Here is a 26,825-nt window from a genome sequence, read left to right as displayed (position 1 = left end):
TAATCAAAAGCAGATAGAGAAGCCTTCGCACCTTCACCTGTAGCAATGATAATTTGCTTATAAGGAACAGTGGTACAGTCACCCGCAGCAAATACACCTTTCACATTGGTTTCGTTGCGATCATTAATCATAATCTCACCACGGTTAGTCAATTCAACATTTGAATCTTTTAAGAAATCCGTGTTTGGTAATAAACCAATCTGAACGAAGATCCCAGCCAACTCAACTGAATGCTCAACATCTGTTGCACGATCTTTGTATTTAAGTGCAGTCACTTGTTTACCATCACCCACAACTTCAGTCGATAACGCATTCTTGATCACTGTGGTATTCGGCAAGCTGTTCAATTTATCTTGAAGAACTTGGTCAGCACGAAGTTTCGTATCAAACTCAACCAAAGTAACATGCTCAACAATACCTGCAAGGTCAATTGCCGCTTCAACACCTGAGTTACCACCGCCAATCACAGCAACACGTTTGCCTTTAAACAATGGACCATCACAGTGCGGACAATAAGCAACACCACGAGTACGGTATTCAGCTTCACCCGGTACATTCATTTCTCTCCAACGTGCACCTGTAGACAGGATCACTGTTTTCGATTCAAGTTTTGCACCATTTTCCAAAGTCACTTCAACATTACCGTAAGTGGTTTGGTCTGCACCGACAATCGATTTAACACGTTGTAGGTTCATGATGTCGACACCATACTCACGTACATGTGCTTCCATTTCAGCAGCAAACTTAGGACCTTGAGTCTTTTGAACTGAGGTAAAGTTCTCAATATCCATGGTATCCATCACTTGACCGCCCATGCGCTCAGCCACGATACCTGTACGAATCCCTTTACGAGCAGCATAGATTGCAGCTGTATTCCCCGCAGGACCACCACCAATCACCAATACATCAAATGCTTCTTTGGCATTGAGCTTCTCAGCATCTTTAGCAGCAGAGTTGGTATCTAACTTGGCAATGATTTCTTCCAAAGTCATACGACCTTGACCAATGTGTTCACCGTCTTGGAATAACATTGGAACAGCCATGATTTTACGTTCTTCAACTTCGTCTTGGAAGAATGCACCATCAATCATCGTTGCAGTTGTGCCTGGGTTATTAATCGCGATCAAGTTTAATGCTTGAACCACGTCAGGACAGTTATGACAGCTTAAAGAAACAAATACGTCAAAGTTTGATTTGATACCTAAGTCTTTAATTTGAGCCAACACTTCATCAGATACTTTAGGTGCATAACCTGATACTTGTAACAATGCCAAGATCAAAGATGTGAACTCATGACCCATCGGTAAACCCGCAAAGTACACACGAGGTTCTTCACCCGCTTTCGCGATACCAAAACTTGGTGCACGGCTGTTTTTACCATCGAAACGTGCAGTCACTAGTGCAGACAACGCTGCCACTTCTTCAACCAATTCTTTAATTTGGTTTGATTTATCTGAACCATTTAAAGTTGCCACGATTTCGATTGGGCTTTCAAGGCGTTCAAGAAGTGTTTTTAATTGAGCTGAAGTATTTTGATCTAACATTGCTAACGTCTCCAAAGGAGTAAATGTTTATTTGATAAGGGAATCATAGCTAAATCTGTTAAATAGGTAAAACAGTTTGTTTTTATTATATTGATCGAAATATTAGATATAAGATATTCTCCTGTATCAATGCAACAATGTGTTCTAAAGAATAGCCTTCCATTACTCACTTATTCTCACTAATCTTAAATAATGATATTCCAAACGCACGTCCAATAGATCAATCCATCGATTCCATCATTATTATCACCTGCATCATTGATAAAACTGAACGAAGTTCAAGTTACAACAATCATCTAAAGTTTTAAGAAAAAATTCAGAAATCTCAGATGTAATTCTGAAGTGTTCTTTTTACTTTTATTGAGAATTTGGACAAATAAACATGGATTTAGTTTTTTAAATTAAATCTATGCATAACAATCTTGCCAATCGCAAGACTAATGTGGAGGAGTACCTAGCTCGTTAATCCATAGATGTAAAGATTCAGTTACAGAGGCATACATTAAATCTTCAAAACAAAGAATAGGTAGAAATTTAGAAAGGTAAAACTTGAAATAGAAATACTCAAATTTTCCACATTCATTGAAAAGAGTAAGCACATGAAAATTGAATTTGTTTTTGATATTGTTTATCCGATGAGTTATGTCGCATTTCAAAAATTAAAGAAAAATTGGAATGAACAAACCTCATCCCACATTGAACTTCTTCCTATACAGGCTGTTCCGGAAATTCCCGAACAAGGCTTAAATGTTTTGGAATATCTCACTGAAAAATATGGTTCAACTGCTGCTCAACGGAAATTAGAGATGACCAAATTTGCCGCATATAGTGAAGATATTGAAGTCAATATCGAACACATGAAACGTATGCCAAATAGTCGTTTGGCACATCAAGCAATTTTAGCTTTGGAAAATACCTTAGATAAATTCGCACTGACGCAAGCCCTGTTCCACGCCATTTTTGCACATGGCAAAGATATTTCAGATGCTGAAGTTTTGAAAAATATCATTGAAGGAATTGGCTTAGATGGCAATCATGTTCTACGTTCGATACAACATAAAGAAATTGCCGATCATCAGCGCGAGATCACAAAATACGTGCAGAGTTTAGGCAAGCATCCGATTCCTTATTATATTGTGAATGGTGAAATTTCAGATGAAAGCTTTTCGACTCAAAAGCTCAAAGATTTATTACGCCAAGCCAGTTAAGTAAAATATGAATAATCTATGAAAGTCGTAAATGAAAAATCCCGAATATTTTCGGGATTTTTTGTAGTCGGTCTTAACATTCTATTTTATAGATAAAGGGCTGAATTAATATTCAATCTGATGTTGAATGCGATGAATTCTTCCCTTTAAACGTCTTGATATTGAATAAAACATAAGACTGAACAAAAATAACAATGCGGACAGCGCCATCAAAGCAATATTCACCACTTTGGAAATTTGATCTGCTTTCAATACTTTCGGTTCAATACTTTTCGCCAAAGGCGTCATTGCTTGACCATAAACTTGCTTTTGCATCGTCCAAATCATTTCAGGCTTAAATCCATACTCAATAAAGTTATGTTGTGTTCTTTCAGCCTGAACCAATTGAGCTACATAAGAAGTTGCTACATCCTTATCCGTTGGCTTATGTAATAAAGCAACTTGCCCTAATACATAAGCTTTTACCGTATCGTTGCTGTTGTCTTCATTCAAAATTTGAGCAATTTGGCTTTCTTGAATGTGCTGTTTGTAATGAATTAATTCATATTGATCCTGTTCATCATCATCATTCATATCATATTGAATATAAGTGAATGCTGACCAAATCAAAATTATGCAGATAAGCCAAGCTACAAATTTCAATACAAAAGACTGAAATCTGATTGCAAAAAACTTAAACTTCTTCAAAAAATGAATAACGACAAATGCACCAACCATCGAACAGAAAACTTTCAGTATGAACCAACCAATCCAACCAAGTAAATTAAATAAATAATCAGGTTGATTGTGATATTCAGAAACAATGCCTTGAATTGAATAAGGAATATGTAACTGTTCAACTGTTTGAGTCAGCCCAAAAAAACTGTAGATAAAATCCTGCTGAATAAAAATTGCCACGAAGCTCACAATAAACACACTACCCGTCAATACGCTCATCATACTGAGCTTATTTTGACGCTTTTGTAGTATGTTTAGTCCCGTTGCAATATGTTCGGATTTAACAGGATGATCTTCTACTGTTTTCAATCAAATGACCTCAACGACATAAATTATGAGTGGGTTTGGTTATTACTTGAATCAATAACCAACTGCTGTAAATTGGTCTGCAAAGCACGAATTCGTGTCGATGCTTCTTCACGCTTCTGCATACCTTCTTTCTGAATTTGAATCACATCATTTACAGTATTAATGAGGGTATTCTGTACATGTTCAAGGGTTTCGATATCAATCACTGAACGCTGATTGGCTTTGGCAGTATCCACAGAGTTTTGATGTAACAAATCTGCATTACGCTTCAATAAATCATTGGTCGCATCATCAATGCTATTTGCCAATTGCACACTATTCTTTTGCTCATTCAGAGAAATAGCTAAACTGATCTGATTTTTCCAAGCAGGTAACGTAATATTTTTGATCGCATAAAACTTATCAACCAACATCATATTATTCGATTGAATAATACGAATCATCGGTAAGGTTTGCATTGCAGACTGCTGTAAAACCTGTAAGTCACTGACGCGTTTTTCAAGATTATTCGCCAAATGATTGAGATCATAGACAAGCTGATTCGTCTGCTGATCCTGCTCTTGTACTGAAAGTGCCGAAATTTCCTGTTGGATTTCTTGTTGTTTTAGACGACCCGCCGCAATATAAACACCCAATTGCTTGTATTCATCTTGCACGCCTTCGAACATTTTATCCAAAGTTCCAACACGTGCTTTTAAACCATTTTGTGATGTTTCAATTTCTTTGACCAAGGCATCAATTTGTTCTTTAGTCGTATTAAAATGCTGATCAAAGTTTTGCTTAGCACCTCTAAACTTGCTCAAAATACCACCCAAAAACCCACTGCTTTTTGGTTTATTCAAGATACTGGAGGTATTGAGTTGCTGTGCCACGCTCACAACTTCATTGAGCTTTTGACCCGTAACATCTAGGTCTTTATTTTTCACCAAGCTCAGTAATTCATCGGTATAAGTAGAGGTCTTAGTTGCGATATTTTTACCATATTCAGCAACACTTGAATGATTAATATCAGCCAACTCCTTACGTGCTGTTTGGACGGCTTGAAAATCTTCAGGTTGTAACCCTATTTCTTTAAGGTTCATTTTTTCAAAGTCTTGCTGTTGAATCTCTGTAGATACTTCAGTTGACGACTTAACCAATAATTCTGAATTTGAATCTGACATGATGTCCCCTATTTTTTATCTAATGATTTTTGTAAAGATTGAATGAGCTTCTCTCTGCTTTTATCAAGCTCATCTAAAGATGTTTGTGTATTTTGCGAACTATTTCTTTGAGCTTGGCTTTGCTTAACATGATATTGCCATGCAGGAATAAGAACTTGCTCAGCTTCTTTAAAACGATCCATCAAACTAAACGAAAGTTTTTGTGTTAGTTGCATTTGAGTGAGTGCAATATCATTACTGGCTTGTAAAGTTTGCAAGGTATTAATTTTCTTAGAAAGTCGATCTTCAAAATTATTTAACGGATGTAAATTTTTCACAAAATTCGGATATTCCACTAAAAATTCTTGTGCGGCACGAATATATTTTGCCATTTGTTCACGCAAACCATTCGCTTGTTGAAAACGCGACTGTGACTTTTGAATTTCAAGCTGTAACTTTTGACTGAGTTGATTAGCTTGATGAATATTACGATCTAAATCTTTAAGATATTTAATTTTTCCTGCTTTAAACTCCAAATCCAAACCGAGCCAACGTTGTAAAGCATTAAATTTTTTAACTTTTAAAGACTTTTTAGATTGATTGAGTTGTTGAATAATCTCTGCAATGACATGACTAAGTTGCTGTGTAAGCTGTGGATCAACACCATTGAGCAATACTGCCTGTGATTGAATCAAGTGATCTGCATAATGATTCAGACGAACTTGATCATCCAATAATGGTACAAGATCATTTCGTTTAATCGAGAGAAGCTCATCAGAACTCACCGCAATTTGATCAAGTGGGACAAGCTCATAAAATTGTTTCATATCATTAAAATTAATTCGTGATCTGTTTATAGTAAATAGTTATATGCGTTCTAATGTAGCAAATTGCAATAAAGAGATTATCATTTTCAATCACTTTATATTTAGTGAAATCGTTATGCAAATTTTTAATGATTTAAATTCTGGGTTCTCTTTAAATCATTAAAAAACCCGTTAAGGTTAACGGGTATTTGAACTCATATACATAATGAATGTGATTGTGGAACTATCTTACTATTAATGACGGCGTGATGCTTGTCGTGCTCTATAGCCGATTAAACCTGCCAATCCAAATAATGTGAACCACCCGATTGAACCACCTCCACCATTATTTCGAACACTGCCTGGTGCTGTCGCTGTATTCTTTAAATGAATTACGCCAGTATTTGACTTTGCTCCATCAGCATCGTACACGACATATTTAACATCATAAGGAAATACATCTAAGGAATTTTTTAATTGCAATGTCACGTTACCACCATAACAAATATATTTACTGTCTTCATTAGGACATGGACCAGAACGATCTGCACGAACTGCAACTGGGTTAGGTAAATCTTCAATACGAATGGCTTGCGTTTGACCTTGAGCATTAAAAAAGAAAGCCGACTTGTTAGGATTAGATAATGTACTTACCAGTCCATCTCCATCATCATTGGCACCTTTGAGCAAATCAACACTTACACTTTGAGTGCCACCATGTTGAATGGTTAGATCCAATTTTTCAGGAACATTTGGGCCTATATTCGTAAACCTTCCTAAAATATATGCACTTTCTGAAGTTGAAGTTTGTTTATTTTTCAGCGTGTACTTACAAATCTCAAAGTCACTCTCTGCAGTCAAACGATCATCTTCTCTGTAGAGCATGATTTGTTTGAGATTACTGTTCCAACTACATTTTAAACGTGTGTCATCTTGACCAATAAATAAGCCATCTGAACCAATTTTACCGACACCAGTTCTGACAACCGTGACTTCATAGTTATCAGGGTTTAAATGCTGGATTTGACGTGCACCATTAGTCACTAATTCATCAGGTATATTAGCCGAAAACGGATCAATAAAAATCGTTCTATATTTCTGATCAGATTTTGTATATTTAATTAAATTACTAAATTCATCACGGCGTAGTTGATAGTATTTCAACAACTCAGGTTTAGTTTCTTTATTATTAATAAGGTCATTAAACAAATCATAATTGGCTTGGTAATTGTCAATTAGACTCGTCATAGATTTATTGGTATCCGTGATATTTTGAACTGTTAACCTTAGCACTTCAGCTGAACCAATATCACAGGTATTACTTTTCATACTAGCCGTAGTTGAATCTGACTCTAGCGAACGTTTAACTCCTCTTTGATCAAATCCAGCGCAACCACCATCACCGCCCACATCAATCAGACTCACCCCTGTTTTCTCCAGTGGAAAATACATCGGAAGATAATCCGTGTACTCTTTGTCTACCTGAATTGGGCTTAAAAGATCGCCCATTTGTAAACCATTTATATCTACTGAATTAGTTTTGGCATAAGCCAGCGTTATTTTCGGTAATTCACAATCTGCATTACTGAGATTCATGGCATTTTTTTCAGCATCGACATTCGCATTATCAATAGTAGTAATGTCTCCGCCATTAAACTTACATGATTTACCCGAGTTAAATGCAAGCACATTATAATCTATAGTTTTCTTAGCTGTTAAATCATAGAGTAATGCTGTAGTGGCTGTATTCTCGACAATCGTATTGCTCAGCAGCCCCAAACTCGACGTTGGGCTTAGGTTATTTTGGGTATTTCCCGTGATTCCACTAAATTCAATAATACGACCTGTGCTCAAATTGGCTATATTTTTACTGATGGTACTTGTCGATATAAGTGCAGTCGGTTGACCACAATAACTCAGTGTACTTTGGCTATTTGCATCACCATTCCCAATGATACTGCTTCGGTTAATTGCAATATTTCGAATGGTATAACTGAGCTTATCTAAACAAGTCATTGCTAGCACACTACCTGTATTCGCTTTATTGTCTTTTAATACAGAACCTGTGATCGTTAAATTGCTATTGATATCATTGAGAAAAATTGCTCCTCCTTTATCAGCCTTTGAGTTCTGAATAATTACATTAATCAATTCAGTATTTCCGCCTAACAGTAAAGCTCCTCCAGCATCCGCACTATAGCCATCAGCTAATACAATATTCTCAAGAGTTAAACTCGGCTTTTCCAAATTGATGGTATTAAATAATCGCGCCGCACCTTGACCTGAAATGGTTGTTTTTAGCTTTGTTTTTGCTGGATAATCATTATTAATAGCATTGGGTTTTGAATAATCGGCAGGCTCTTTACCAACAATATAAAGCGGTGAATTAGGTGTGAGCTCTCGCTTAAGCACATAGGTACCTGCTTCTAATTGAATTGTTTTGACATTCGATGCATGTTTATCACCTTTCGGGCACCCACCATAAGGCTGATGCGTTGAAGCTGCTGTGACGGCTTCTCGTAATGAACATTGACTTGGATTTTCACCATCTTCATCATTAAAGGTAGTCACTAAAATCGTTGTATCCTCGGCAGCCATAAGTGACATTGCAGCCAATACACCGAGTGTTAACAGTCCTTTTGTGAATTTTTTCATCACTATTCCTTATTTTTATTTTACTTATACTTTTATTTTTTATTGCGGCGTAATGTTATTAAACCTAATAACACTATCAATCCAGCAAAACCAAAGCTTCCGCCTGATGTTTTCACACTGTAGTCTTTATAGGTATTTGGTGGATCTTGCACGACATTTGTTTTGATTTGGATATATTTGTTTAAAGAATCACTAAAATAAGTCGTGGTGGTAATAACTAAAATATTAAATTGGTCACTACCATGCCAATCACCATTCGGTTGGTAGCTAATGTCACCATCCTGTGTGAGCGTTAATTTCCCTTTAGAAGTAGTATTGGTTTGAACAATCTTTAGACAACCAGGTTGCCAAATGCCACTGGTTGGTTCACTACCAAAAAGCTTTTGACACTGTGCTGGTGTAATCAGTTCACCATCCACCAATTGATCACGAATGGACATTTTTGCAACATCTTTATAAAGAATATCCGCCCCTACAAGTTCAATTGTGTTTAAGTCCACGCGGAGTTCAATTGCTCCACGATCACAAAGTTCCCAAATATTATTTCGTTTAATTAATCTTTGATCTGATGTCTCACATGAAATAACACCACTTCCTGATAAGGGTCCTTTATTTACAATAGGAGAATCATTTCGACTGCTGTAGCTTTCTAACAATCTCGGTCTAAAATAACCTAAACTCGAATCTGAATACTCTTTAAAAGGACATAAAATACCATCTGATGTGATATCACATATACCTTCAGAAGAGGATGAAGCGATCAGATTAGTTGTTCCTAAGCTTTGAGAAAATGTTCCTGCACAACCATTAGAATATAAGTTATTACTTAAGTTATTTGCGATACCGCTTTGGCGAATGGTGCAATCTTCAGCTCCATTTTTAGCCAAAATGCTATTTCCAACATAACCACGTTGCAGTGGTGCATCTAGAATCAATCCTTTGCTATTCAAAATCATGGTGATATTACTCACTGTCATGAGATCCATGACACGAATTGTATGACCTTTATTATTAAAAATTGTGCTGTTCGAGATCCCTCTAGCACCTGAAACATTCACTATCGTTTTATCATCAAATCCCTCAAGACTATCAAATAACGCAGCTGAGCTTAAGGTTACTTCATTATCTCTGACCACAGATGAATTCACTAAATACTGTGGTGTATCACTAAAAATTACCGCCCCATTTTCTGCTTTATTACCCTGCATTACTGAATTTGCAATACTTACAAATCCAGGGGTTTTTAACAGATCAAATTTACCGGCGCTATAAATGGCTCCACCTGACTTTGCCTTTCCATTGAGTAATTGTGAATTATAAAAATTCAACGATTCTTTATTGTAAATTAATCCACCTTGCTCTTTGCAAAGTACAGCATCACATCCACTAAGCGTGATTTCATGAAAATTCACACTGATTCGAGCATTATCATCATCTTTTGTATCAGTGGTTTCTGATCGACGATCAATATTAAAAATTCGATCAGTGCCAGTCATTTTGATTACAGCATTATGTTTCCCCAACAAATTACTGTTTAGATCGGATTCGTAGCGTGTTCTCAGTGTGACTGCTTTTGAAATTAAGATTTCTTTATTTAAATTGTAAGTAAGAGATTGTAAATAAATCGTATCTGTCGTCTCTTTTCCTCCACAACCATTAAAGCCTGCTTCTGGTCGACCTTGGTTGATATACTCTATTGCTTCACGTAATGAACACTTGTCGTCAGCTGCTACAACATCTTCAGTTGTATTGACAACAATATCTGCCGCGAAAGTATGACCAGCGAAGCACAACAAAACTAAGCTTATGCTTTGTTTAAGCATAGAGAACTCCTTGTTTTTTCTTTATTTTTATAATCAGCAAAACATCAAAAATGTAACGCTATTATTCCTTTTTGCGTACTTTGTCACATTTGGTCAATTTAAACAATTTTTTTAGCGTTACAGATTATTATTTTCGACGAATGAATTAGAGAATTAGAGAATTAGAGAATTAGAGAATTAGAGAATTAGAGAATTAGAGAATTAGAGAATTAGAGAATTAGAGAATTAGAGAATTAGAGAATTAGAGAATTAGAGAATTAGAGAATTAGAGAATTAGAAATCTATCTCTTATATTCATCAATCAATGCATAAATTTGTTTGATAGTTGCATTGGATAATTTTACTTTCTCTCCCTGAAGCATCTTTTCTAATTGCTCCAGAGATTGAAGTAAAGTACTGGTTTGAGTCGGACCATGCATCAACAAATAATCAATAATTTGTGGGTCAAAATGAACACCTTTCCGTTCCATCACAGATGTGAGCAATGCCAGACGATCAGCATAAGACTGCCCACTAGGAACTCTTACACTCACTGCCTGAGTTAAGCGAGATTGTAAATCTGGAAGCTCTAATTTTAATTCAATCGGAGCAAAGCGTGAGGAAAAGACCAATTGTCCTCCCCCCTCGTTATTATTATTGATTAGATGAAATACTGCTTTTTGCCAATGAGGAACCCCGCTAATGGCCTCAATGTCATCCAAGGCAACAAGGTCATACATTTCTAATGAAGTAATTGCTTCAATCGGTGCATCTAGTAATTCAAGTAGGGAGACCTTAATTGCCGACTTACCTACTTCTAGATAAGAATCACAAATTGCGGTGAGCAAGTGACTCTTACCTGTTCCCGCTCCACCATAAAGGTAAAAACGATTCATCAGTCCTGCATGAAGCTGCCTAACGCCATCAATTACAGGTCCCCAACCCGGACCAGAAAAATCACTGATTCGAGCATCGAGCTGGGGTTCTATGTTTAATTGTAATTGACGCATCTAATTCATGAGACCTTATGGTTCTTTTCGATCTGGCAAATCCATGTTACTAGAATTTTCAGTAACTTGCTGATTATTTACCACAGGATCTTTTATTTCAACGTCTATATCCACATCCTGAGTACGAATACTCACAGATCCAGACGGATCAGTTTGAATTTCAACGTTTCTAGAACCATAAAGTTGGCTTTTTTCATAACTATCGCGAGCATGTCTCAGCAGAACAACAATTACTGCTGCAACAGGTAAGGCAATCAACATACCAAGGAAGCCTGCAAGCTGTGCACCTGCCAATACGGCAAATACAACCGCTACTGGAGATAGACCAATTTTATCTCCCAGCAAGAAAGGTTGTAGTACATAACCTTCTATGCCTTGTCCAATCATAAATACAACAAGAACTAACGCCAGTTGCATCCAATCAACGCCAAATTGAAGTAGGGTTGCAATTACAGCAGCCACAATACCTACAGCAAAACCAAGATAAGGAATAATACTCGCCAAACCTGCGATCATCCCAATGATTAAACCGACATCTAATCCAATCAGTTGTAATCCAACCGCATACACAATTCCGAGTAAAATCATCACCAAGAATTGACCTTTAACAAATGCCCCTAAAACACTATGGCATTCGGTGGCAATTTCTAAAGTTGTTTTTTCATAAGGACGTGGAATCAAACGACGTAAACTATCAAGCATTCTTCTCCAATCTAATAGGAAATAGAAAGCAATGATAGGAATGAGGACAACCGTACCACCAATTTGTATAAAGTTAAGTCCAGATTGAGCAATTCTAAGCGCCATTGCCTGCAAACTGTCCGTACTATAGTTGGTCTGAATGTAGTCCATTACAATAGTCGACATATGGTTGGTGTCAATTTCCATCTGTTCGACATTAAATGTATTCGACACCCAAGGTAAAAATGTAGAGTTAATCCAATTAATACCGACAGGAATACTGTCACGTGCAATGACCAACTGCTTCCAAATTAAAGGTACGATGTACCAAAAGGCCATGGTTACTGCAACGCCAATACCAATAAATACTGTGCCAATCGACAACCACCGAGGTAAACCAATTTTCTGTAATCTATCGACTAAAGGACTAAATAAATAGGCAATAAAAAAAGCAATAATAAATGGGATGACAACAGGCTTTAATAGATACAAAATCCATAGGAAAAGCGCTAGTCCACCAATAATGAGAATTCGTTTTAATGTACGATCTTGCATGCAATCTCGCCTTTTTCTAGATGATTCGTTATTGAATTAAAAATATTTCGCTAAAGATAACATTTTAAAGCATAAATACCATAAGAGTTTCGTATATTCAGGTATAATCTCCGCGCGAATGCGGAGACTTCATTATGAGCAACTCAACCTCTACCCATAACACTGGTTTAAGCTATAAAGACGCAGGTGTCGACATTGAAGCGGGCGACGCATTAGTCGATCGTATCAAATCTGTTGCAAAGCGTACTACACGTCCTGAAGTGATGGGCGGTCTTGGCGGCTTCGGTGCCCTTTGTAAAATCCCTAAAGGTTATGAAGAACCTGTTCTCGTATCTGGCACAGATGGTGTTGGTACAAAATTACGTTTAGCATTGAATTTAAATCGTCATGACACCATTGGCCAAGACTTGGTTGCAATGTGTGTAAACGATCTTCTTGTTTGTGGTGCTGAACCATTATTCTTCCTTGATTACTACGCAACTGGTCATCTAAATGTTGATGTTGCTGCGAATGTAGTTACTGGTATTGGTGCGGGTTGTGAGCTTGCTGGTTGTGCATTGGTCGGTGGTGAAACTGCTGAAATGCCAGGCATGTATGAAGGCGATGACTATGACCTTGCAGGCTTCTGCGTAGGTGTTGTTGAGCAAAGTAAAATCATTGATGGCACTAAAGTTAAAGCGGGTGACGTTTTAGTTGGTGTTGCATCAAGTGGTGCTCATTCAAATGGTTATTCATTACTTCGTAAAATTATCGATGTAAAAAATGTTGATTTAACTCAAATCGTAGATGGTCGTCCTCTTGCAGACGTTGCAATGGAACCAACTCGTATTTATGTAAAATCAATTCTTGAATTGCTTAAACATGTTGATGTTCACGCTATGGCGCACATCACGGGTGGTGGTTTACCAGGTAACTTACCTCGCGTACTTCCAAACGGTGCACAAGCTGTTGTTAATGAAGCATCTTGGGAATGGCCAGAACTATTCAAACTTCTTCAAAAAGAAGGTGGCGTTGAACAGTTTGAAATGTACCGCACATTTAACTGTGGCGTAGGTATGGTTCTTGTTGTTGATGCTGCAGAGGCTGACAAAACAGTTGAACTATTGAATAGTTTAGGTGAAAAAGCTTGGTCTATGGGTCATATCGTAGATAATGCTGAATCTGTTGAAGGCGCTGACGAAAAAATCCGTGTGGTTTTTGCTTAAGTATTCAAGATGATTAAAATTGCTGTACTTGTTTCAGGTAGTGGTTCTAACCTTCAAGCCTTGATTGATGCCAATCTTTCAGGGCAAATTGTTGGGGTAATTTCCAATAAACCTGAAGCATATGCTTTAGAACGTGCCAAACAAGCCAATATTGCCACAACCATCATTGAACATAAGCAATATCCTAATCGTGAAGCCTTTGATGCAGTCATGCATCAACAATTGGTGGATTGGGATGTGGATCTGGTTATTCTTGCTGGATTCATGCGCATATTAAGTGCTGACTTTGTCAAATTATGGGAAGGAAAAATGGTGAATATCCACCCTTCTCTTTTGCCAAATTACAAGGGTATGCATACACATCAACGGGTTTTAAACACAGGTGATGTGTTACATGGATGTACTGTTCATTATGTGACGGCTGAACTTGATGCAGGTCAAGCACTTGCTCAAGGTATACTTAAAGTCGCAGTAAATGACAATATTGAAACGCTTGCTTCACGTGTTCATGTTTTAGAGCACCTCATTTATCCACAAGCTGTTGAATGGATTTGTAACGGTACGATTAAGTACACTTCTCATGGTGTAATGCATCGTGGACAAGCCTTAACTGAACCCTTTCAGTTTTGTAAGTTCTGACTTTTATATTTATACAATTATCAGACTCAAAACCATAAAATAGTTTAAATAAAAAACGCATCTTAAGATGCGTTTTTTATTGCTCGAAATATTTACTTCAAATAAAAAAGTCTTTATAACCGCTATTGAAGCAACAAAGTTTTAATTTTTTCTGCTACTTCGACTGGATGCTCTAAAGGAAACATATGGCTTCCTTCAAAAACCTGAAATGGAGTACCAAATTTCTTTTGAGCTTTTTGTGGAAAGCGCATTTTTAAAAATGGACCTTTAGACGCGATCAGCATTTCAACAGGTATCATCGGCTTTGCTTGAGGCATCCACCACAAAGATGGATTCGTTCTAAAAATTTCAACTTCCGTCATTTTTGGTATCGTCAGTTCAACACCACCACGCAAATGATCATCGGTCAAAGCATAACGAATATAGTCATCAAAACATTGAGCATCAAATTCTTGATAGAAACCTTTCGGTCTCAGTAATTCAGCAGCTTGCTCACGACTCTCCCAATGATCACGGCGACGCAATGACAAAGCTGCTGGAGACATTGAATCAACAGCTTTCAGCTTTAAAACTTTCGCAATATGCAACATGACGGATTCCTTACCTAAAATCAAAGGAGGATCCATCATCAATACACGTTCAAAAAGATCTGGGCGTTTTAGTGCAGCCTTAAAAGTTAAAACAGCACCAAGAGAATGACCGATGCCAATCACCTTACGACCATTGGCTTTTTGCACAATACTATCAATGACTTGCTGCGTCATGCTTTCCCAATGATTATCCACTGGATAGCGTTGATCCGTCCCAATCAATGGAACATAGATCACATCAAATTGATCACTCAAAGCATCAAATAATTTTTGATAGACTTGAGCAGGCACGCCATTGGCGTGCGCAAAATGAATAAGTGGTTTCATTGCAGTTTCGTCGTTTGTTCAGACTGAATTTGCTGAGTAATAGATGAAGTAATTCCTTGTCCAACTGTTGCACCCATGCGACCCAAAATTGAATCGAGTGGATTATGCTCAATCGTATAATTCACAGTCTTATCAATTTTTAATTCACGTTTTAGCGCATTAACACTACCAATACGGTCAGCAATACCTAAACTGACTGCTTGCTCACCTGTCCAGAACAACCCTGAGAATATAGCAGGATCATTCGACTTCAGTTTTTCACCACGACCTTTTTTCACAGCTTCAATAAAATGTCCATGAACATTATCTAACACACCTTGAACATGTGCTTTTTGAGCAGGATCTACAGGTTGAGTCATAGACAATAAAGCCTTATTTGAGCCTGAAGTCATTGTGCGATCTTCAACACCCAATTTCTGCATCAAACCATTTACGCCATAATTTGGCATAATTACACCAATTGAACCCACTAAACTCGATGGATTAACAATAATTTGATCGGCTGCAGATGCAATATAGTAAGCGCCAGAAGCACCCGTATCACCAATCACGGCATACAATTTTTTATCCGTATGCGCTTTCTTCAATATTTGAATTTCTTGCCAAATTTCATCAGATTGAACAGGTGAACCACCTGGCGAGTTGATATTGAGAATAACAGCCTTACTTTGCTTATTTTCAAATGCTTTTTTTAACGACTTGATCGTATCTTCACTATTAACACTTTTATCATCTGCTGCGATCGTGCCGATGATGTCTACGACAGCCAAATGGTTACCTGTTGTGGTACTCGCATCAACATTCGCAGTCGAACACCCGCGCCCCATCACAACCAGTAAAAAGAGAATATATGCAAAAGTTAAAAATTTAAAAAAGATACCCCAACGACGCGTGCGTCTTTGTTCTTCAACTGAGGCTAAAACAGCTTTTTCTAAAATTTCCCATTCTTTACCAGTAACTTGTTTATTTAAATTACTATTGTCATTATGAGGTTGTGGTGGCCAATCGGACATATATACCATCCAAATTCATTATTAATGCGACATTATATACATGTAATTGCTTTAAACTGTTTAAAGTAGCAAATTTAAATTATAATATTTAACAACCCTTTCACAATTTAAAAATATTCAACATACTGACAAGATGACTGAAAATAACCCTTCGACGACGACACGATTACTGAATTTTTTTAGTCGCCGTCCCATTCGATTTTCACGCTTTTTCGCGCGTATTCTTGCTGGTTTGATTAATAATTTTCATATTGGCAAAACAGCAAAAGTGGTTCGCTTAAATGTGGATATTTGCCTACCGTATTTATCTACTGAACATAAAAATCAAATTGCACGTGCTGCCATTTCCCATGAGCTTCAATCTTATATGGAGTTTTTTAGCATTTGGGGCAGCTCGAATGAGAAAAATATTTCACGGATTCGTAAAGTTCATGGCGCTGAGCATTTTCATGATGCAATGCAAGCACAGAAAGGGATTGTTTTACTTGCGCCCCATTTCGGAACATGGGAAGTTATGAATGCTTGGTTTGCACAACATTCAAAAATGACCATCATGTATAAACCTATTAAAAATGCAGATGCGGATCAATTTGTACGTGCAGCCCGTAGCCGTGAACAAGCCAATCTTGTGCCAACCGATGAGTCAGGTGTCCGCCAAATTTTTAAAGCATTAAAGCAAGGTGGGACGACTGTTATTTTACCAGATCATACGCCTAAAAATGGCGTTGAAATGATTAAATACTTCGGTTTACCACTAGACTCAAGTAATCTCAGTTCTAAGCTCATTCAGAAAACTAAAGCTGCGGCATTATTAATTTACGCAATAAGAAACGAAACGGAAGATTTTGATATTCATATTGAGACGATAGATTCTCAGATCTATGATGGTACTGCGATGGATGGCACTTTAATCATCCACAAAGCTATTGAAGGATTAATTGCACGATATCCTGAACATGCGCACTGGAGCTATAAACGCTTTAAAGCAAATCCAGCTCTACATGATATTTACAATATTGATCATGAAACTGCACTATCAAAAGTCGAGCAAGTTCGTGAAGAAGCTAAAAATCCACTCTTATCAACTTCTTCAGAACATGAACTTTCTCTGATTAACTGATCTAAATATCAACTACCTTTTCAACCAAAGTTTTAAATCTCGATAATCTTGAACGTTAATTTCACCAGTTTTATCCAAGCTAAATTGGATACTTCCTTGATCTATCGTGGTTTTATACGGGATAGCCAATGCCTTTAATCGTGCAAGGACAATCGGATGCGGATGATGATAGCGATTATTAAAACCTGCCGATGCAATTACTAACTTCGGATTGAGTCGTTTTAGAAAATCAAAGGATGAACTATATTGACTACCATGATGTCCTAAAATAAGCACATCCACATCGAGATTTGGATATTTTTGTAATAACGTATACTCAGTCTGCCAACCTGCATCGCCCATAATGAGAAAATTTTTAAAACCCTGTGCATTCAGTACTTCAATATAAATCACACAAGATAACTCATTTTTATTTTCATCAACATGGCTCAGATTATCACGCTCTGGTGCAAGCACACTCAATCTGATGTTGCCAATATTCTGTATTTGCCCTGCATAGCAATAATCAAAATTTAAATTATTAAAGCGTTCATCTTGCTGGTTTGACCTAACTTGATCAATTTTTAAGACTTGGGCAATATCCTTAAATGCGCCTGCATGATCTTGATCCAAATGTGAAAGAAAAATTTGATCCAGCTTTGATATCCCCTCACCCATTAAATAAGGGATGATCAATTGACGTCCTACACTAAATTTCGTCTCATCATAATAACCACCCACATCGATCATGATCTGTTTGTCTTCACTTTGTAGATGTACTGCCTGACCTTGCCCAACATCTAAAACGGTTAAGCTGAATTCATGTGCTCTTTTAAGCGGAATGATTAACGGTAAAAAGCAAATTAATGCCCAAGCTTTAGGTACAACGAAACGAGGCAAAAATAGAATAATGATTCCAATAGCAATACTGACGATTGAAATCGTCGAGAGACTTAACCACGTGAGGCTAGGCTGAAATACAAATTGCAATAATCTGAATATAGCCAATAAGCAACTTAATGCCCAATCTGCACAATTAAAAAACAACAATCCAAGTGGTTCACTGATCACGCCTAATAGTGCTGCTACGACCTCCAATGGCACCACAACCATGCCAATCATAGGAATAGCGATCAAATTAACCAAAGGTGAAATCAAAGAAACCTGCTGAAAAATAATCGCGACCAAAGGAAATAAAGCGATAAAAACTTTCCATTGCGAATCGACTAAAACTTTCAAGAATAGCCATCCTTTCGTTTTCCAAGAATCTAGCTGCGACCGATCTACAGAATGACGATGGCTAACCATGGTTTGATAAACTCGAATCAAAATAAAACAAGCACCGTATGACAGCCAAAATGCAGGTGATAAAATACTAAAAGGGTCTATGAATAATAAAATGCTCGCGCTTATCAATAATAGCTTTAATGCATTCACGTGCTGTTTAGCTAAAATTGCAATACTTACAATTGCCACAGTTAGTAGCGTTCGCATTGCGGGAATTTCAAACCCGACAAAAGCGGTATATAGAAATACACAACCTAAAAATGGAATAACCAAAAGATAAGGACGTGGAACCTTCAAAAATAACTGTGGTTTAAATTTTGAAATCATAAGATTTATAAAAAAACAGACAATCACTGCAAAAATCAGAACATGTGGACCTGAGATAGCCAATAAATGCGATATCCCTAACACTCTAAATTGCTCTTTCACAGAGTCTGATAATAAGCTTTCATCACCCGTTAATAGGGCTAATAACAATCCTTTATGATTCAAAGATTGTGATTGAATTAAATTCCTAAAATCGAGTCTGAGCTGCTCACTAGCAACCTTAAAACGACTTAACCAACTTGAATTGGATTTAAAAAATTTATTATATTTTACAAGCCGAGGATCATTTTGAGGAATCAGCTCAAAATGATTAACTTGCATTGTGCCCATTATATTTTGCTGTATCAGCCATTTTTCTTGATCAAATACATGCGCTATGGCATAACTATGTGCGGGTTTAACTTTCCCTGTGATTTGATAATATTGACCGAGTTTTAAATCAGTTTGAGTAAATTGATCATTTAAATATAAAAGTACACTATGGCTCTCATGATCATTCTCATCAGCGAGCTCAGCAATTTGCTTCACAGATTGCTGCTCATCTCGCATATTTATTTCATTTAAACGGCTGATATAAACAATTTCTGTTCGCTCCTCTACAATATTAAAGCGATGTTTAAGCCGATCTTGTAATGAATCTAAGGCAAATTGATGTCCAAGAAAAAATACACTGATTCCAATGAAACCCATTTTAAAAAGCTGAAAATATCGTTTAGTGGTCAGCGAAAATTTCAGAAAGCCAGTGATCAATAGCAATAAGGAAATGATATAAAAAACTGGCGCAGTTGCGACCAATCTTTCAGGCAAAATATGCCCCATTGTAGAAATACCCATGATCCAAGCGATCAATAAAACAAACAAATACATGGTGATTCTTTATTGTTATTTTGAAACAATTAAAGCCCAATTTCTTGAGCTTTAAAAGGTTAATGATCGGTTTTATTCCAAATAAAAGTCACTTGATTTGAGCATTATTGATTAAACCCATAGACCATCTTGCATGTGTAAAATACGATCAGCTTCTTTAGCCAATTGTTCATCATGAGTCACGATTAGCATCGCCATATTAAACTCTTGACGTAAATCGGTGAGCAATTCAAAAATACTACTTGCCGTTTTACGATCCAAGTTACCTGTCGGTTCATCTGCCATCATTAATTTAGGCTGAGTCACTAAAGCACGCGCTAAAGCCACACGCTGACGTTCACCACCAGACAATTCACCAGGTTTGTGAGTCATGCGATGAGACAAGCCAACACGCTCAAGTAAGTATTCAGCGCGTTGTTTCACTTGCTTAAAATCAGCCCCTTTACGTAGCATTAACGGCATTGAAATATTTTCCAACGCAGAGAACTCAGGTAAAAGATGATGAAACTGGTATACAAAACCGAGATGTTCATTGCGTAAGAAACCACGCTCTGCTTCACCTAAATTATCAAAACGTTTACCATTTAAGTTCACAATACCTGATGTTGGTCGCTCTAAACCACCGAGAACATGCAACAAGGTACTTTTACCAGATCCACTCGATCCGACAATAGAGACAAATTCACCAGCATTGACCTGTAAGGACAAACCTTTGATCACGTCGACAGTCGACTTGCCATCGGTAAAGCTTTTTTGAATATTTTGAGCATCTAACACGACATTACTCATAACGAAGTGCCTCCGCTGGTTGGATTTTAGATGCACGTAATGCAGGGTAAATTGTAGCAAGGAAGCTCAATACCAAAGAAACACTAACAATCAATGCAACATCTTGCCATCTTAAATATGATGGCAAGTAGTTAATAAAGTATGCATCAAACAAATTTAGTCCCATGGTGGTATTTAACCACCCCATAAAACCACTAATATTAGTTGCAAAAATGATCCCTAATGCAGCACCAGCAAGCGTACCTACCACACCAATGACCGTACCTTGCACCATGAAAATTTTAGTAATGGTAATCGGTGATGCACCCAAAGTTCTTAAAATTGCGATATCAGATTTTTTATCTGTAACCACCATCACTAATGATGAAACGATGTTGAATGCCGCAACCAATACAATCAGGAACAAGAGTAAGCTTACCATTGCCTTTTCCATTTGGATGGCACTAAACAAGTTACCGTGGGTATACGTCCAATTAGATGCATAGAACTGACCTGGCAGTTGCTGAACAATCTCATCAGCCACTTGAGGGGCTTTAAAGATATCATCCAACTTCATACGCACACCTTGAGCACCATCTGGTAAACGAAGCAAAGTCGAAGCATCATTCAGTGCGATATAACCCATCATTGAGTCAACTTCAGCACCAATACTGAAAATACCCACAATTTTAAACCGTTTAAAACGCGGTACGACCCCTGCTGGTGAAGGTGTTGCCTCAGGTAAGACTAAAGTAACACTATCATTTAAGCTCAAGCCCAATGCATCCGTCATTTGCTTGCCCAGTACAATACCAAACTCTCCTTTTTTCAAAGAGTTAATATCACCTTGCACCATATGATCTTGAATAATTGAAACTTTCTTTTCATAGTCAGGTTCAATCCCTGTGACCATGATTCCAGCAACCTGTCCTTGAGCTGTCAGCATGCCTTGTAATTGTGTAAATGGCGCTGTGCCTACAACATGTTCATGCGTATCAATCTTCTTGGCAAGCTCTGGCCAGTCTGTTAAAATTTGTGTTGAAGAAACAGTAGCTTGAGGTATCATACCCAAGACTCGGTTTTTTAATTCGCGATCGAATCCATTCATCACAGATAAAACTGTAATAAGAACAGCGACCCCGAGAGTCAAACCGATCATTGATACCAAAGCGATAAAAGAAATAAAGTGATTACTCCGCCGTGCGCGAGTGTATCTCAACCCTATATACAGCGAGATCGGTTTAAACATACCATCTAGTCCGAGGTGTTTTAATGGAAGCTCTACAGCACCAAAGTGGAGAAAGCGAAAGACGCGTCATGTCCCGTATTGATGCTGCGCTAAGGATTAACTATCAGATCATTTCTGAAGAAATTGCTCTCAATGACCCATATGATTCAAATTTTGTATTACCGCGTTATTTTCTCTTACTTGCAGAATTAGATCAATTTGATCATGCGCTTCTATACGAATTGGAACAATTAAATCAAAAAGATCAACAAATTGCTCGAATCTTATCCTTATTTAACCAAAAATTAAACCTAATTAATGGTTCTCTATACGATTCAATTGTACAAACCATGTTACCAATTCCTGATTCGGTGAATTTATCAGAGACTGGTTTAAGTTTTTATAGTGAAAAAGAAATCCCTGATGGGTCTTATATTCATATTAGTTTGAGCCATCCTGAAAATTTCTTCCATATCGCAGCGACAGCACATGTTGTTTATAGTCGACCTGAAGAAAATGGTAAATATCGTACGGGGGCATATTTCATCACTTTACACCCGCAAGATCGAGTTAAACTTGCCAATGCAGTAGCTCAACATCAAGCTCAAAGTTAGGTTGTACAATACCCAAAGTAAGCATTCTAAAGATTTTATTTTTTAACTTTATAGGCAAGCATCAAGTCTTTGTAGAAGTAAACAAATAATCCCGTGAGTAGTACAAAAGCGCCTACAAAAATCATGGTCGTTAAGGCTTCATTATTGAAGTAAGCACCCACACCTAATGCGATGATGGGTGTTAAGACTGTGGTCAATGATAAAGTCGTCGCTTTAATATTTTTGATCAATTTAAAATAACAAAACATCGCCAACAATGAAGACATCACCACAGCATAAAACAATCCCAAAAGTGATTTCATTTCAGGAATTTGTATAGGCGCGTATTGCCAAATAAAGGGCAACAGACAAAGTGCAATCAAGGTTGAAATCGTTATTGATCCCGTTGCTTGTGATAAAGGCTGAAGCGGTGCATTAATCTTTTTAATCCAGAAGATCGAGGCGCAGTAAATTAAGACACTCATCAGCATCAGTACAATGCCAGTCGGATGCACGACTTGCTGATCACCACCTAAACTAATGATAGCAAGCCCGATCAGAGCAATCACCATACCTAACCATTGACTCCAATACAGACGAATTTTAAATATAAAGACGCCTAAAATTCCTGTGATTAATGGTGCCAATCCAAACATCAGTGCAATCAACCCAGAACTCAGATAATCCACAGCTAAATAGGTAAAAATTTGCGACCCAATGAAGCTAGATGCACCTGCGATATAGCTTTGAATAGATCGCTGATCTAGCGGTAACCATCCTCTTAGAATGAGTAACAGTAGAATAGCGATAGGAAATGCCAGAAAAAATCGAAGTGCTAAAGCCCACAGCGGATGTAAGTCTGTAGCACTCCACACGATTGCCAAAGGCGTTGTCGCCCAAATAAAAACCAGTAACGCATAGGTTAAGGCTATATTGAATTTCGATGGCATTCGTTATCTGCTTTAGTGATTGGAAATCGAATTACTCTAAATACGTCTAAATTCTATATAAGAAAAATGATGCTTAAGAATAGATACTTATTTATAGATGAGTAGTCTTACGCTTTTGCTTTTGAATGGTTTGGTCTAATGCGCTTGAGAACTCACGCTTATCACGTTCAGAAATCGGAGCAGGTCCGCCTGTATTTACACCAGCGCCACGTAAAGTATCCATAAAATCACGTAAATGCAGTCGAGCTTTAATATTAGATTCTGTCCAAATTTCCCCACGTGGATGAATTGCAATTCCACCTTTTTCGATCACTTGAGCAGCAAGAGGTATGTCTTGTGTCATTACAATGTCATGCTCTTTCATGCGATCTACGATTTCTTGATCCGCCTGATCTGCACCACTCATGACTTGAATTGAATTAATTCGTACTGATGGCGTAATCCCAACATTTTGATTTGCTACAAAAGTAACTTCCAGTTGGTATCGATCAGAAGCGCGTAAAATCACCTCGCGTAAAATTTTTGGAAGTGCATCCGCATCAACCCAAAGCTTAAAAGGCAGCACAAAAATTTCCTACAAATCACAGTAAATCAATACTATCAAATTTGAATGAGATTGATAGAATTAAAGCGATAAAGCCTTTAGATTTGTTTGAATAAGGACTTAAAATGACTCAATGGGTAGCTTTGAATCATGTTTTAAAATTTTAAAATATAATTAATTATTTGTTTTTGCTCAATGTATGAACGTTTAAACATAATATTGTCAAAACTGTTTTGACAAAGAAATATTAAATCCTTAGTATACACATCACCTCGCAACGTCCCTATCGTCTAGAGGCCTAGGACATCGCCCTTTCACGGCGGTAACCGGGGTTCGAATCCCCGTAGGGACGCCATCTATTGATCTCATACGATCAAAGCATATTCAAAATTACTATTATTTCATTGCAGATCTGTAGTTTTTCACTACAATAGCCCGCTTCATTCTTTTGATTCTATTCAATTCCTATGCACTCATCTCCGAATGATGCTACGCATCAGGGCAATTCTGCGCCTTTAAAACGCGCTATGAGTACTCGACATCTGGTTATGATTTCGCTTGGTGGCGCAATCGGAACTGGACTATTTTTAGGTTCGGGTGAAGTCATTGCACAAACGGGGCCTGTAGGTGCCATTCTTGCTTATCTTCTTGGCGGTATCATCGCTTACATGGTTATGCTGTGTTTGGGTGAGCTTGCCGTACACATGCCTGAGTCTGGTTCTTTTGGCGCTTATGCCAAGCGCTATATTGGTCCAGGTACAGGTTATACCATTACATGGTTATATTGGCTGACATGGTCTGTCACACTCGGTACTGAGTTCACTGCTGCTGCATTACTCATGCAAGAGTGGTTTCCAGATATATCTATGTGGATTTGGACGATCATTTTCGGTGTATTCGTATTTAGTTTAAATATGATTTCAACCCGTTGGTTTGCCGAATCTGAATTTTGGCTTGCTTTGGTTAAAGTTGTTACAGTCGTTGCTTTTATTCTATTAGGCTTATTGGCAATTTTTGGGGTACTGGGCTACCAAGGCTATGAATCTGCACCTTTATTCAGTAATTTAACTTCTGATGGTTGGTTCCCTGAGGGTATCTTCCCTATTTTCGCAACCATGCTCATTGTGAACTTTGCATTTTCAGGAACGGAACTGATTGGTGTTGCTGCAGGTGAAACCAAAGATCCTGCGAAAAATGTACCTAAAGCAATTAATACAGCAATTTTCCGCTTATTAATCTTCTTTGTCGGAACCATTGTTGTGGTTACCTCTCTACTTCCTCATCAAGAAGCAGGTCTTGCTGCAGAAGGTGTGAGTAGCAGTCCATTTGTAACGGTATTCCAGCATATTGGCATTCCATATGCAGAAGACATTATCCGTTTCGTCATTATCACAGCATTATTATCAGCAGCGAACTCTGGTTTATTCGCAGCATCTCGTATGATGTGGTCACTTTCTCATAACAAGCAACTTCCTGCTGTATTCTCAAAAGTGAATTCACGCGGAATCCCATATATTGCTGTTATGGTGACCATGATCGGCGCAATGCCTGGTTTACTTTCAGAGCAGTTTGCACCTGAAACGATTTTCACCAACTTACTTGGTATTGCTGCATTTACCATGGTTGTGGTCTGGATGAGTATTTGTTTAAGCCAATATAATTTCCGTCGACAATGGTACAAACAGGGTAAAACCGCGAAAGATCTTGGATTTGCAGCACCGCTGTTCCCAATCGTACCGATCTTAGGTTTTATCTTCTGCTTTATTACCTGTTTAAGTATGGTCTTCGATCCTACGATGCGTATTAGCTTCTTTGGATGTTTACTGTTTATTGCAGGCTGTTATTTGAGTTATTACGTTTTCTATCGAAAGCAAAACTAACACATAAAAAGAGTGGTCATTGACCGCTCTTTTTTTTAATCTAAAACCAAGAATAATGAGAATAGTGATGATCTATGCGGATTGTTTTTATACATGGAATGAACCAAAAAAATTATAATGCGACAACATTAAAACAATATTGGGTAACACTCTTTGAGAATGGACTCAAAGATATTCATGCTGATCTAGATATTAATACACTCGATATCAGCTTGCCTTTTTATGGTGATTTACTCTCTAAGCATCAGTTGAAAAATAGCTTAGACTTGACTACATTTTTACCCAAATCTTGGGGAGGTTTACACCTACCTTTTCACCTCACCCAAAACCCAACCATCGTCAATGAAACACATCCGAATATTTGTGCTCTTCCTACATTCAACCCCAATCACTCACCCACCATGTCTCAGCGCTTAAGTTTAGTTTCAGCACTCTCAAAAGATCATGTCTTAAAAGAATTTATTATTTTCCTCAATCACTACCCTAAACTTCATCTTTCCCTCATTCAGAAATTTCTCATTGAGACTTATCTTTATCTTGAAAATGAAAAATTCATGCATGAAGTTGACCAAAGAATCATGCAACACTTACAACCTAATGAAAATCACATCATTGTGGCGCACTCTTTAGGAACTGTGATCGCTTATAACTTACTTCATAAAATTAGGGGTTTCCGTATTCAAACGTTGATTACGCTCGGTTCGCCTTTGGCATATAAAGTGATTCAAGATAAATTACCCATCCCGATTAGCCGTCCAAAGCAGCTCAAAGGTGATTGGATAAACTTTTATTCGCCTGATGATTACTTAACGGCATTTCCACTTTCAAATGCACCTTTCGACTTTCACCCTGCAATTATTAATTTTCCAGTAAATACCCCTATTTCCACACCGCATAAAATTGCAGGTTATCTAGAACACCCCAAAGTCATTCAAAGCATTGTTGAAGCCTTAAAACGATAAAAATGTCATATTTCGAATGATTTAGCATCAACTTGATGCCTTTTTATGCACTTGATTATAATTTTAAAGATTAGCCCTGAAAAAGGTTTGACACACTTACAAATCCACCCTAATATA

At 37.5% G+C, this 26,825-nt stretch carries 22 protein-coding genes and 1 tRNA gene; 8 read left to right on the top strand and 15 right to left on the bottom strand.

Annotated elements, in window-relative coordinates; all coding sequences use genetic code 11:
* Positions 1 to 1,544: alkyl hydroperoxide reductase subunit F (gene ahpF, locus AC5YDM_RS14750; RefSeq protein ID WP_496152406.1), on the bottom strand; the 1,544-nt coding region annotated here is incomplete at its 3' end.
* A gap of 599 nt (positions 1,545 to 2,143) precedes the next feature.
* On the opposite strand from ahpF, the gene AC5YDM_RS14745 reads away from it, so the two are divergent.
* A complete protein-coding gene (locus tag AC5YDM_RS14745) occupies positions 2,144 to 2,752 on the top strand; it encodes a DsbA family protein (protein ID WP_496152823.1) in 609 nt (202 codons plus the stop codon).
* Between the two features lie 105 nt (positions 2,753 to 2,857).
* Here AC5YDM_RS14745 and AC5YDM_RS14740 read toward each other — a convergent pair whose 3' ends face one another.
* The 7 genes from AC5YDM_RS14740 to cxpE all read right to left on the bottom strand — a co-directional run bounded on the left by AC5YDM_RS14740 (position 2,858) and on the right by cxpE (position 12,429).
* Complete coding sequence (locus tag AC5YDM_RS14740; protein ID WP_496152822.1) at positions 2,858 to 3,778, bottom strand: hypothetical protein; 921 nt, start codon at positions 3,776 to 3,778, stop codon at positions 2,858 to 2,860.
* A 23-nt stretch (positions 3,779 to 3,801) separates the two neighbouring features.
* Positions 3,802 to 4,941: a toxic anion resistance protein gene (locus AC5YDM_RS14735; RefSeq protein ID WP_496152821.1), complete on the bottom strand. Its 1,140-nt coding sequence runs from the start codon at positions 4,939 to 4,941 to the stop codon at positions 3,802 to 3,804.
* 8 nt (positions 4,942 to 4,949) lie between these two features.
* Positions 4,950 to 5,747 carry a tellurium resistance protein gene (locus AC5YDM_RS14730; RefSeq protein ID WP_496152820.1) on the bottom strand — a complete coding sequence of 266 codons (798 nt, stop codon included), beginning with the start codon at positions 5,745 to 5,747 and terminating at the stop codon, positions 4,950 to 4,952.
* A 234-nt stretch (positions 5,748 to 5,981) separates the two neighbouring features.
* Entirely contained in the window at positions 5,982 to 8,381 is a 2,400-nt protein-coding gene (locus tag AC5YDM_RS14725; protein WP_496152819.1) for a CSLREA domain-containing protein, read from the bottom strand.
* A 32-nt stretch (positions 8,382 to 8,413) separates the two neighbouring features.
* Positions 8,414 to 10,204, bottom strand: a complete 1,791-nt coding sequence (gene rbtA, locus AC5YDM_RS14720; protein WP_496152818.1) for a rhombotarget A — start codon at positions 10,202 to 10,204, stop codon at positions 8,414 to 8,416.
* 281 nt (positions 10,205 to 10,485) lie between these two features.
* The gene (gene hda / locus AC5YDM_RS14715; RefSeq protein WP_496152817.1) at positions 10,486 to 11,193 is read right to left on the bottom strand and encodes a DnaA regulatory inactivator Hda; all 708 of its coding nucleotides are present in this window, start codon (positions 11,191 to 11,193) and stop codon (positions 10,486 to 10,488) included.
* 15 nt (positions 11,194 to 11,208) lie between these two features.
* Complete coding sequence (cxpE, locus tag AC5YDM_RS14710; RefSeq protein WP_496152816.1) at positions 11,209 to 12,429, bottom strand: chloramphenicol efflux transporter CxpE; 1,221 nt, start codon at positions 12,427 to 12,429, stop codon at positions 11,209 to 11,211.
* A gap of 134 nt (positions 12,430 to 12,563) precedes the next feature.
* On the opposite strand from cxpE, the gene purM reads away from it, so the two are divergent.
* Positions 12,564 to 13,634 carry a phosphoribosylformylglycinamidine cyclo-ligase gene (gene purM, locus AC5YDM_RS14705; RefSeq protein ID WP_496152815.1) on the top strand — a complete coding sequence of 357 codons (1,071 nt, stop codon included), beginning with the start codon at positions 12,564 to 12,566 and terminating at the stop codon, positions 13,632 to 13,634.
* Between the two features lie 9 nt (positions 13,635 to 13,643).
* Positions 13,644 to 14,273, top strand: a complete 630-nt coding sequence (gene purN, locus AC5YDM_RS14700) for a phosphoribosylglycinamide formyltransferase (protein ID WP_496152814.1) — start codon at positions 13,644 to 13,646, stop codon at positions 14,271 to 14,273.
* Between the two features lie 122 nt (positions 14,274 to 14,395).
* Here purN and AC5YDM_RS14695 read toward each other — a convergent pair whose 3' ends face one another.
* Together AC5YDM_RS14695 and sppA are read right to left on the bottom strand one after the other, a co-directional pair.
* Complete coding sequence (locus AC5YDM_RS14695) at positions 14,396 to 15,190, bottom strand: alpha/beta fold hydrolase (protein WP_496152813.1); 795 nt, start codon at positions 15,188 to 15,190, stop codon at positions 14,396 to 14,398.
* Positions 15,187 to 16,203, bottom strand: a complete 1,017-nt coding sequence (gene sppA, locus AC5YDM_RS14690; protein ID WP_496152812.1) for a signal peptide peptidase SppA — start codon at positions 16,201 to 16,203, stop codon at positions 15,187 to 15,189. The genes AC5YDM_RS14695 and sppA overlap by 4 nt, the downstream gene beginning before the upstream one ends.
* Before the next feature lie 133 nt (positions 16,204 to 16,336).
* On the opposite strand from sppA, the gene AC5YDM_RS14685 reads away from it, so the two are divergent.
* A complete protein-coding gene (locus AC5YDM_RS14685) occupies positions 16,337 to 17,323 on the top strand; it encodes a lysophospholipid acyltransferase family protein (protein ID WP_496152811.1) in 987 nt (328 codons plus the stop codon).
* Between the two features lie 12 nt (positions 17,324 to 17,335).
* Here the strand turns inward: AC5YDM_RS14685 and AC5YDM_RS14680 are convergent, their stop codons facing one another.
* From AC5YDM_RS14680 to AC5YDM_RS14670, 3 genes are all read right to left on the bottom strand, one after another.
* Positions 17,336 to 19,783, bottom strand: a complete 2,448-nt coding sequence (locus tag AC5YDM_RS14680) for a DNA internalization-related competence protein ComEC/Rec2 (RefSeq protein ID WP_496152810.1) — start codon at positions 19,781 to 19,783, stop codon at positions 17,336 to 17,338.
* A gap of 111 nt (positions 19,784 to 19,894) precedes the next feature.
* Complete coding sequence (lolD, locus tag AC5YDM_RS14675; protein ID WP_496152809.1) at positions 19,895 to 20,572, bottom strand: lipoprotein-releasing ABC transporter ATP-binding protein LolD; 678 nt, start codon at positions 20,570 to 20,572, stop codon at positions 19,895 to 19,897.
* Complete coding sequence (locus tag AC5YDM_RS14670; protein ID WP_496152808.1) at positions 20,565 to 21,800, bottom strand: lipoprotein-releasing ABC transporter permease subunit; 1,236 nt, start codon at positions 21,798 to 21,800, stop codon at positions 20,565 to 20,567. The genes lolD and AC5YDM_RS14670 overlap by 8 nt, the downstream gene beginning before the upstream one ends.
* Before the next feature lie 23 nt (positions 21,801 to 21,823).
* Between AC5YDM_RS14670 and AC5YDM_RS14665 the strand changes: the two genes are divergently transcribed.
* The gene (locus tag AC5YDM_RS14665; RefSeq protein WP_496152807.1) at positions 21,824 to 22,393 is read left to right on the top strand and encodes a PilZ domain-containing protein; all 570 of its coding nucleotides are present in this window, start codon (positions 21,824 to 21,826) and stop codon (positions 22,391 to 22,393) included.
* 35 nt (positions 22,394 to 22,428) lie between these two features.
* Here AC5YDM_RS14665 and AC5YDM_RS14660 read toward each other — a convergent pair whose 3' ends face one another.
* Complete coding sequence (locus tag AC5YDM_RS14660) at positions 22,429 to 23,322, bottom strand: DMT family transporter (RefSeq protein ID WP_496152806.1); 894 nt, start codon at positions 23,320 to 23,322, stop codon at positions 22,429 to 22,431.
* Between the two features lie 91 nt (positions 23,323 to 23,413).
* On the bottom strand, positions 23,414 to 23,887 hold the full coding sequence (locus tag AC5YDM_RS14655; protein ID WP_496152805.1) for a YaiI/YqxD family protein: 474 nt from the start codon (positions 23,885 to 23,887) through the stop codon (positions 23,414 to 23,416).
* Positions 23,888 to 24,145: 258 nt separating this feature from the next.
* Here AC5YDM_RS14655 and AC5YDM_RS14650 point away from each other — a divergent pair.
* The 3 genes from AC5YDM_RS14650 to AC5YDM_RS14640 all read left to right on the top strand — a co-directional run bounded on the left by AC5YDM_RS14650 (position 24,146) and on the right by AC5YDM_RS14640 (position 26,708).
* Positions 24,146 to 24,221: transfer RNA gene (locus AC5YDM_RS14650), tRNA-Glu, on the top strand.
* Positions 24,222 to 24,333: 112 nt separating this feature from the next.
* Positions 24,334 to 25,746 carry an amino acid permease gene (locus AC5YDM_RS14645; protein WP_496152804.1) on the top strand — a complete coding sequence of 471 codons (1,413 nt, stop codon included), beginning with the start codon at positions 24,334 to 24,336 and terminating at the stop codon, positions 25,744 to 25,746.
* 74 nt (positions 25,747 to 25,820) lie between these two features.
* Complete coding sequence (locus tag AC5YDM_RS14640; protein ID WP_496152803.1) at positions 25,821 to 26,708, top strand: hypothetical protein; 888 nt, start codon at positions 25,821 to 25,823, stop codon at positions 26,706 to 26,708.
* Positions 26,709 to 26,825: the final 117 nt, after the last annotated feature.

The organism is Acinetobacter sp. CY81 (assembly GCF_059515925.1).
The sequence above is the reverse complement of the archived record's forward strand: the minus strand, read 5'-3'. Positions and strand labels throughout refer to the sequence as shown.

Excerpts from the sequence above, each read along its gene's own strand:
- AC5YDM_RS14660 (WP_496152806.1), bottom strand. The coding sequence starts at position 23,322 with ATGCCATCGAAATTCAATATAGCCTTAACCTATGCGTTACTGGTTTTT.
- AC5YDM_RS14665 (WP_496152807.1), top strand. The coding sequence starts at position 21,824 with ATGGAAGCTCTACAGCACCAAAGTGGAGAAAGCGAAAGACGCGTCATG.
- sppA (WP_496152812.1), bottom strand. The coding sequence starts at position 16,203 with ATGTCCGATTGGCCACCACAACCTCATAATGACAATAGTAATTTAAAT.
- cxpE (WP_496152816.1), bottom strand. The coding sequence starts at position 12,429 with ATGCAAGATCGTACATTAAAACGAATTCTCATTATTGGTGGACTAGCG.
- purM (WP_496152815.1), top strand. The coding sequence starts at position 12,564 with ATGAGCAACTCAACCTCTACCCATAACACTGGTTTAAGCTATAAAGAC.
- hda (WP_496152817.1), bottom strand. The coding sequence starts at position 11,193 with ATGCGTCAATTACAATTAAACATAGAACCCCAGCTCGATGCTCGAATC.
- AC5YDM_RS14725 (WP_496152819.1), bottom strand. The coding sequence starts at position 8,381 with ATGAAAAAATTCACAAAAGGACTGTTAACACTCGGTGTATTGGCTGCA.
- purN (WP_496152814.1), top strand. The coding sequence starts at position 13,644 with ATGATTAAAATTGCTGTACTTGTTTCAGGTAGTGGTTCTAACCTTCAA.
- lolD (WP_496152809.1), bottom strand. The coding sequence starts at position 20,572 with ATGAGTAATGTCGTGTTAGATGCTCAAAATATTCAAAAAAGCTTTACC.
- rbtA (WP_496152818.1), bottom strand. The coding sequence starts at position 10,204 with ATGCTTAAACAAAGCATAAGCTTAGTTTTGTTGTGCTTCGCTGGTCAT.
- AC5YDM_RS14730 (WP_496152820.1), bottom strand. The coding sequence starts at position 5,747 with ATGAAACAATTTTATGAGCTTGTCCCACTTGATCAAATTGCGGTGAGT.
- AC5YDM_RS14680 (WP_496152810.1), bottom strand. The coding sequence starts at position 19,783 with ATGTATTTGTTTGTTTTATTGATCGCTTGGATCATGGGTATTTCTACA.
- AC5YDM_RS14685 (WP_496152811.1), top strand. The coding sequence starts at position 16,337 with ATGACTGAAAATAACCCTTCGACGACGACACGATTACTGAATTTTTTT.
- AC5YDM_RS14735 (WP_496152821.1), bottom strand. The coding sequence starts at position 4,941 with ATGTCAGATTCAAATTCAGAATTATTGGTTAAGTCGTCAACTGAAGTA.
- AC5YDM_RS14645 (WP_496152804.1), top strand. The coding sequence starts at position 24,334 with ATGCACTCATCTCCGAATGATGCTACGCATCAGGGCAATTCTGCGCCT.
- AC5YDM_RS14670 (WP_496152808.1), bottom strand. The coding sequence starts at position 21,800 with ATGTTTAAACCGATCTCGCTGTATATAGGGTTGAGATACACTCGCGCA.
- AC5YDM_RS14640 (WP_496152803.1), top strand. The coding sequence starts at position 25,821 with ATGCGGATTGTTTTTATACATGGAATGAACCAAAAAAATTATAATGCG.
- AC5YDM_RS14695 (WP_496152813.1), bottom strand. The coding sequence starts at position 15,190 with ATGAAACCACTTATTCATTTTGCGCACGCCAATGGCGTGCCTGCTCAA.
- AC5YDM_RS14745 (WP_496152823.1), top strand. The coding sequence starts at position 2,144 with ATGAAAATTGAATTTGTTTTTGATATTGTTTATCCGATGAGTTATGTC.